Raw genomic sequence first — 6,968 nt, forward strand, 5'->3', positions numbered from 1 at the left:
TAATTCTTGTTCGTATAAAATGTGTCAAGTGATATTGACAAAACCAAACACCGCCACGATAAGTCCACAGACAAACAGCATCCATGCGAGACTGTGGAACAATGCTATGAACGACTGCACCCACGACAGAGCGAAAATACTGCTTGTGCTTGCATTGATAAATTCAAAAAGATCGGCAACTGCGCCGTAAATGAGGTTGAACAGCCACTCAAACATTACATCCCAGATTGCGTCTGTTATGGTATCTACCGCAGAACCTATTGTATTGTCCCAGAGGCTTGATATTCCGTCGCCTATCCAGTCAATGGCGTCTGAGATCCAATCAAACATCCGCACCACCTCCTGCCTTTGTTATCTCGCCCTTTACTCTGTACAGCGAGCTTCGCCGTCCTCCTTGGATATGATAGCGAGGTATCCGTTCTAACAATCCACGGTTTTCAAGTTCCGTAAATGCACGATACACTGTACTTTTGTGTATGCTCAAATCTTCTGCGATCCTGCGCACCGATGGATAGCATTCCCCGTTTATATCCGCACGGTTTGCAAGATAACAGTACACAGCCACAGCCTTGTGGCTAAGACCTAAATCGTAAATTCTTCTTGGAAATATCAATTTGCATCAGCTCCTGTTCGTTTTGATCTTAGTTTTTTTAGCCTGTTCTTCTTCAAATTCCTCAGACTCCTCATAATCGACAACTTCGATCTCATCAGCCGGCTCGGCTTTTTTCTTCTGCGAATACTTGACCTCAACGTCTTTTATCAGTTCGTCACGCTCTTTGTATGAAACGGCACGGGCGGTCTTATCGGGAAGTTTGTATTCTTCTTCAAATTTTATCCCCCATTTGAAGAACAGCTTCAGCTTGCTAATCATCGGGTGAGTGCCCGTTTTCATAACGATAAACTGTCCTTTCGGCATGCTTTTGAGTTCGTCCACCGTCATCAAAGGACGTCCAATCATCTGCAAGGACTGACTTTTGTCCCTGCCATTCGAAACAGAACCGCTTAGCACAGTTTGCTCTCCCAACGCTTTTGACAGCACCTCTGCACTCTGGCTGTTTGGCGCAAATCCGCCGAACACGGTAAGCTGAGTGTTGTCGGTGATGATCTCCATTCCTTGCTTGCCATAGTTCTGTTCAAGCTGTGCAAAGGACTGAATTATCGCAACGATTGATATTTTTCTTGAACGTCCTGCGGAGAACATAGATTCAGCACCGTCTATTTTTGGGAATGTGCCAAACTCATCGCAGTAAAACATAACTCTGTTTTTAAGCTTTCCGCCGTTTTCATCTGCAATGACTAATATCTCACGGTATAGCTGTTGGATAAGCAGACTGACCATAAAGTACTTGCTTGTATCTTCTTCGGGCAGAACAATAAAGATAGCAGACTTTTCATTGCAGAACTTCTCGGCGTCTATCGCCGTTCCAAAGCACAGCATTTGTTCAAGTTCAGAATCAAGAAAACTGTTGAGCCTTGAAAGTGCAGTCGACATTACAGACAGCATAGACTGGTCTGACGCATTCAGCGCCGCTCCTGCAAGCCATTTTGCTTTATGCTCCGAGGGAAGCTTTTCCATAAGCTTTGTAAAATACATTTTAGGCTTGGCTTTCGGCGCAGGCTGATACTTTGCCAAAAGGTCTTGGATCAGCTTAAAAACTGAAACAATATGCCTTTCGTTTTTGTCGCCAAACTCCGCCAAAAGCAGGATAACCGAGGCAAGCAAGCCCTCCGCTGCGTCATAGAAAAATGCGTTCTGACCATAGTTTGAGCTGTCACCTCCGCCGATATTGATAATTGTCTTTGCTGTTATCTTTGCATACTTTTCCGCTTTTGCTTTCGCAGAAAGATTGGTTTTGTCCTGCAAATACAGATCCATATATTTATTCACAAGGTGCAAAATGTTGTTCTCATCACTCCTTGTCGGATTTCTTAAATCAAGCACAGAAACATTGTAGCCGTAATACTTTTTGGCGATAGTTCCGTAATTTCTCGCCACATCTCCCTTTGTGTCTGTACTGACAAACGACATTCCCGAAGCACAGGCAAGCTCTATATTCGGATACAAAAAGTAAGCGGTCTTGCCGACTCCTGCGGCGCCGATCATAAGAGTATGCACATCACCGTCATCCACAAGAGCAACAGTCTTTTTGCCGTGCGTTCGGCAGGCTACAACAGTTCCTTGAACAGTCGGCAGATTTTCACCTTTGCGCCATTTCTCAGGTTCAAATGGCAAAGGGATAAAAGTACGCTTTATCTCCGTTCTCGTCGCCCACCTCGCAGTTCCATGCTGACCGTCACCGATCTTTTTAGCCTTTATTCCGTTAAGTGACTTATTGTCAAGTAAATTTACCAATACTGCAAAAACAACAAAAATCACAACCAAAATTCCAATTAAAATCATTTGTTTTTCACTCAAAATTTCACTTCCAATCACCATAAAATACTCTTTCTTCTGTATTTAAATAACATAGTTAGTTTGTTATCTTCAAGGTATTGCGCTGTGAGGCGGAGGGTATCGCATTACCCGAACTCCATACACGGTTCGGGTTCAGAAATGATATCTATATCCTCGCACTGCTCCTGAATCGGTACACTTAAAGCTTTCTCAACCGACAATCTGACAGCACTATCCGCAAGCCGATACAGCAATTTGGCAGTCTGTACTGACTGTTCACGGGTACGGGCTGTCTGTTTAAGATCACGCAAAACCTCATGCACACAATCCTGCAAATTCCTTTGTTTTTGCGCCTTTTTGCCCTTGTCGGTGTAAGGCTTGTAACTACTCCCAAGCTTGCCTTGAAGCCTTTCAAACGCTTGATATTCGCTGTTTATTTGTTCGGTTTTGGGCATAAAAAATGCAGAGCCTGCCAAAGCATACTCAGCCAGATATTTGTATTGTCTGTTTTTTAACGTTGCATAGATCTGCGAGGTCAGCTTATCGGGACGGCATTTCAGATACCCAAGTTCACTCACTTCTTTCAGATATTCTTCCTTTCGCTTATGAGGAACAGCAGGCAAAAATTCCGCTCCGTTTTTTGCCTTTAAAATTTCGTTCCAATCTTTGAATTTAGGTGCAAGCCATTTAACGTTTGGATATCCGTTTTCTGTGAGTATATCCCGAAGTCTGTCAACAGCCTCGATTCCGCCCTCATCATTATCCACGCAAAGCACAATTTCATTGATGTTTGAGTGATTCTTTAACGCTGTTAAAACGGCATTTTCATACACACCGTTCATTGCAATGTAGCTGTTTTTCTGCCATTCCTGCGGATAGAGTGTAAGAAAACTCATCATATCAGTGGGAGCCTCAAACACGAACAGCTTTTCCGACTTGCCAAAGTGGGAAAAGCTGTAACGGGTATCTGAACCCTCGCAGGTAATGCGGAAAGTTTTCCCGAAAGAATTGGTTGAACGCTTGCTTGCCTGACGTGGAACGCCGTTTTCATCAAGTCCTACAAACACTGCATTGTGGTGCTGTTTGTCCTCATAAAGTGTATGCTGTTTTGCAAAAAAACTGATAATTTCGGGATTAATAAACCGCTGTTTTATGAGGTATGCGAACACTCTGTGCATATTGCTGTTCGCTTCGGGAAGCTTGAACTCTTTTGTTTTTTCTTCATGCACAACAGCTTTTGAAGGAGCATAAGAGAGGGGAGTTATCGTCTGTCCTAACAGTTCGTGAACAGCCGTCTGAAAGTCCATATCATAGAATTCCTGCATGAATTTTATTGCTCCGCCGCCCACTTGATTTTTATGGTCGAACCAAGTCGAGCCACGGAGCGTTATGCTGTCGTGCTTGCCCGAACCGTCGTAGTAAATGAGTTTATGCTCTCTGCCGACACGTTCTAATTTTTCACCCCGCATACGCAAAAACTGCTCCAAGTCTACGAAGTTTGCCATTACTTTTTGTTCTTCTGTAAATGGGATATATGGCATAACTACACCAACCTTTAATACTTGACGTTTTCCGCAAACTTAGCCATAAGCTGCGAAAAACTCTGCCTTTCCATCATATCCGTACCAAGATATGCTCCCGACGCAACAGTCAGCTTGTCCTCACTAAGCACAGCATAAGTTTCGGTGTACCCAAACTGCGTCGCCATACCGTCAGACTTCTGAACAGAGCCGTACTGCTGATATTTTCCTTTTGAATATACATTTGTTGTCATACGATAATTTGACACAAAATCGTCCTCAGTGATACCGCTCATCTGTGCGGAGGTTTTTCCAAAATAGTAATCCCCGAAGTTTTCAAGGATATATTCCATGTCGTAATCAAGCTGTGACTGAGACAGATCTATACACATCACATTCAACATACCGCCGCCGTTTTTACCTTTTAAAGTGACCTTATTCACTCCATTGAAATTATCGGTTTCGTTCTCAAAGGCACAGTCTTTCATCGACTCAGTAACCAATTCGCTTGTATCTGCAAAGCTGATATTTGAATCGAAAAACTCAGCGATAAAGGTATCGGACTTTACCTGTTCATTGTTGACGGTACTTTCGACCTCCGAAGAGACAGCCGAATCCAATACGGACTCGGCTGTTATCGGCGTTGTTGCGGTAGTTTCTGCTGCATTCTGTATTGGCGGACTGATCGTTCCGCAGGCGGTCATTGTCATTGCGATTGCCGCTGAAACCATAGCTGAATATATTTTTTTCATACACAAATTCTCCTTTTTAAACGATCGACCAGATATACAACGGAGCAGTCAAAGCAAAGATAAGACAGCCGAAAATGATAGCAATCGGCGTCCACTCCAACTGCCCGTGTTTGCGGTAATCCAAGTATGCCAGCGTTATCTTAACAAACAGCAAAACCGCCAATATCACGTCGATTACGGGGAACACGACGTTGTTTACAACCGAAACCACCTGCGATCTTGCAGTGGTCCAAGTGCTTTGCACAGCTCCCGCAACATCGCCTGAAGCATAAGCAGTTAGCGACATCATAGCTGCAAAGCACACCGAACTTGCTGCTGCGATCAGTTTCTTTTTAGATCTCATTTCACATCATCCTTTCTCTGTTCCTTATCGTTCCTCTTGCATATGACCATACCGAAAGCCATAATAACCGCTGCGGCTACTAGATAAAGCTCAGCACTATTGTCTGCGGATACACCTGTATTAGGAGTATCTATTGTGACTGTAGGAGGAATTTCAAGATCAGGCGTATGCTCATCGTACATAACGACCTCCGTTACACTTCCGTCAGTATTCACAGTAAACTTTATCTCGCTTGCAATCTCATAACCGTCGGGAGCGATCGTTTCACGGAGCGTGTACTCCTTGCCTGCAATCAGCTTGCCCTCGATAAAGTGAGCCTCGTCTGTTGATACCCATTCCGTGGCAACATTTCCGTCCTCGTCAATAATCTGAAGCGTTGCGCCGGGGAGCTCCTCACCTGTAGTAATATCCTGCTTGGAAATTCTGACTTTTGTAGATTTATTCACAGCTTTAATTTCTATGACTTCGCCGTCCTCAGAAATTGTCACAGGGTAGCTTTCATCGCTGAGAATATATCCTGTGGGAGCTTCGATTTCCCTGACGATATACTCGCCGTATGGGATCTTGTCAAATTCAAAGTGTCCGTTTTCATCGGAAACAGCGGTCATATATGCGTTGTCGGCAGTAAACTCATCAGTATCAACAGCAAACAGTCCGAACAAAGCATTTTCAAGAGATTTCTCGTTTTCATCAACCTTTTTACCGCTGATTTTTCCACGTTTTAAAGCATTCTTAAACTCGCCGCAATCAACAGTAACAGTAGTTACTTCCTGTCCCATATACTCGAAGTTTACAAGGTACTTTTTACCGTTCAGAACATAATGCTCATCGGTTGCAATTTCCTGAACGTAATACTTGCCGAAAGGCAGAGCAGTATCAAACTTTGCGGACATATTTTCAGCAAGACTTATTTCAGAAATCAGTCCGTCAGCAGGAATTACCGAGCCGTCAGCGGCGGTAATATTCTCGGCTGCGAACAGTCCGAAACGAACTCGGGTATATTCATCGGAGTTACCGATGTTAAATAACTCGTCCTTTTCCATGACCTTAGAAAGTGAAATTTCTACACCCTGATAATCGTTGACAAATGACGTATTTACGGTATCACGAACAGCAATTTCCTGTCCTGCATAGGTCAGTTCAACAAACTGAGATTCTGCGTTAAGAGCATAGCCGTCAGGGGCAGTAATTTCTCTGACTTCATACTTGCCAAGATACAAAAGGTCTGTTTCTGCATATCCGTTTTCATCGGTCGTGATCTCAGCTACAACATCGCCGGCATTTGCTCTGATCGTGCCGTCAAGCGTCACAATATCTTCTACTGCGATAATCTGAAATACTGCACCGGACAGATTTCCGCTTGCAAAAACGGGAGTGTAAGTTGTCGGATTTACAATAGTTTCGCAGTTTTCGTCCGTGTAAGCAGATGATGCTGTAGCGACCGTTGTAAAAATATCACCTGTTTTCTGAACAGAAATTCTGCCCTTCTGTGCGGTATTTGTTTTCTCCACAACTACGGTTTCCACTGAACCGTCAATTGTAAATGGAACAGGATTTTTATCAAGCACATAACCCTCCGCCGACTGCACTTCGTGAAGCTCGTAATCGCCGTAAGCAAGCTCCTGCGGCAGCATCAGCGAGCCGCTTTCATCGGTGTAAAATGTGTCGAGAATCATTTCTGACGGATAGTAAATTTTTTGAGAAATATATTCGGAATTTGCACAGTCCCAAACCTTGAAGCCGATGCCCGAAACGGGAATTACATTGCCTGTTTCTGCGTCCTTCTTTACGATTTTTACAAAGGATTTTTTCACTGCGTCATTGATAAGATAGAAATATTCTTTTTCGTTTTCGCTGATAATCACTTCAAAATCATCGATCCATTCGGTATTTTCCCAACCCTTTGTCTGATGCACAATATACGTGCCGTAGGGGAGCATTTTTGTCGCAGCATAGCC

Annotated in this window: 7 protein-coding genes; all 7 read right to left on the bottom strand. The window is 43.7% G+C overall.

Features of this window, described 5'->3' with window-relative positions:
• Positions 1 to 24: 24 nt before the first annotated feature.
• Positions 25 to 330, bottom strand: a complete 306-nt coding sequence (locus DW015_RS12845) for a conjugal transfer protein TrbL family protein (protein ID WP_117905914.1) — start codon at positions 328 to 330, stop codon at positions 25 to 27.
• Positions 323 to 613 carry a helix-turn-helix domain-containing protein gene (locus tag DW015_RS12850; protein ID WP_117894191.1) on the bottom strand — a complete coding sequence of 97 codons (291 nt, stop codon included), beginning with the start codon at positions 611 to 613 and terminating at the stop codon, positions 323 to 325. Before DW015_RS12850 ends, DW015_RS12845 begins: the two co-directional genes overlap by 8 nt.
• 6 nt (positions 614 to 619) lie before the next feature.
• Positions 620 to 2,401, bottom strand: a complete 1,782-nt coding sequence (locus DW015_RS12855; RefSeq protein ID WP_117905918.1) for a VirD4-like conjugal transfer protein, CD1115 family — start codon at positions 2,399 to 2,401, stop codon at positions 620 to 622.
• Between the two features lie 119 nt (positions 2,402 to 2,520).
• A complete protein-coding gene (locus tag DW015_RS12860) occupies positions 2,521 to 3,900 on the bottom strand; it encodes a DUF3991 and toprim domain-containing protein (protein WP_242993299.1) in 1,380 nt (459 codons plus the stop codon).
• A gap of 50 nt (positions 3,901 to 3,950) precedes the next feature.
• Positions 3,951 to 4,667, bottom strand: coding sequence for a hypothetical protein (locus tag DW015_RS12865; RefSeq protein WP_117905916.1), 717 nt, complete (start codon positions 4,665 to 4,667; stop codon positions 3,951 to 3,953).
• Positions 4,668 to 4,683: 16 nt separating this feature from the next.
• Positions 4,684 to 5,010, bottom strand: a complete 327-nt coding sequence (locus tag DW015_RS12870; RefSeq protein ID WP_117898182.1) for a DUF3852 domain-containing protein — start codon at positions 5,008 to 5,010, stop codon at positions 4,684 to 4,686.
• On the bottom strand, positions 5,007 to 6,968 hold a 1,962-nt coding region (locus tag DW015_RS12875), incomplete at its 5' end, for a SpaA isopeptide-forming pilin-related protein (protein ID WP_278306256.1). The genes DW015_RS12875 and DW015_RS12870, both read right to left, overlap by 4 nt.

Source organism: Ruminococcus sp. AF37-20 (genome assembly GCF_003460465.1).
In the GTDB taxonomy this organism is placed as follows: domain Bacteria; phylum Bacillota; class Clostridia; order Oscillospirales; family Ruminococcaceae; genus Hominimerdicola; species Hominimerdicola aceti.

Excerpts from the sequence above, each read along its gene's own strand:
- DW015_RS12860 (WP_242993299.1), bottom strand. The coding sequence starts at position 3,900 with ATGGCAAACTTCGTAGACTTGGAGCAGTTTTTGCGTATGCGGGGTGAA.
- DW015_RS12845 (WP_117905914.1), bottom strand. The coding sequence starts at position 330 with ATGTTTGATTGGATCTCAGACGCCATTGACTGGATAGGCGACGGAATA.
- DW015_RS12855 (WP_117905918.1), bottom strand. The coding sequence starts at position 2,401 with ATGATTTTAATTGGAATTTTGGTTGTGATTTTTGTTGTTTTTGCAGTA.
- DW015_RS12865 (WP_117905916.1), bottom strand. The coding sequence starts at position 4,667 with ATGAAAAAAATATATTCAGCTATGGTTTCAGCGGCAATCGCAATGACA.
- DW015_RS12870 (WP_117898182.1), bottom strand. The coding sequence starts at position 5,010 with ATGAGATCTAAAAAGAAACTGATCGCAGCAGCAAGTTCGGTGTGCTTT.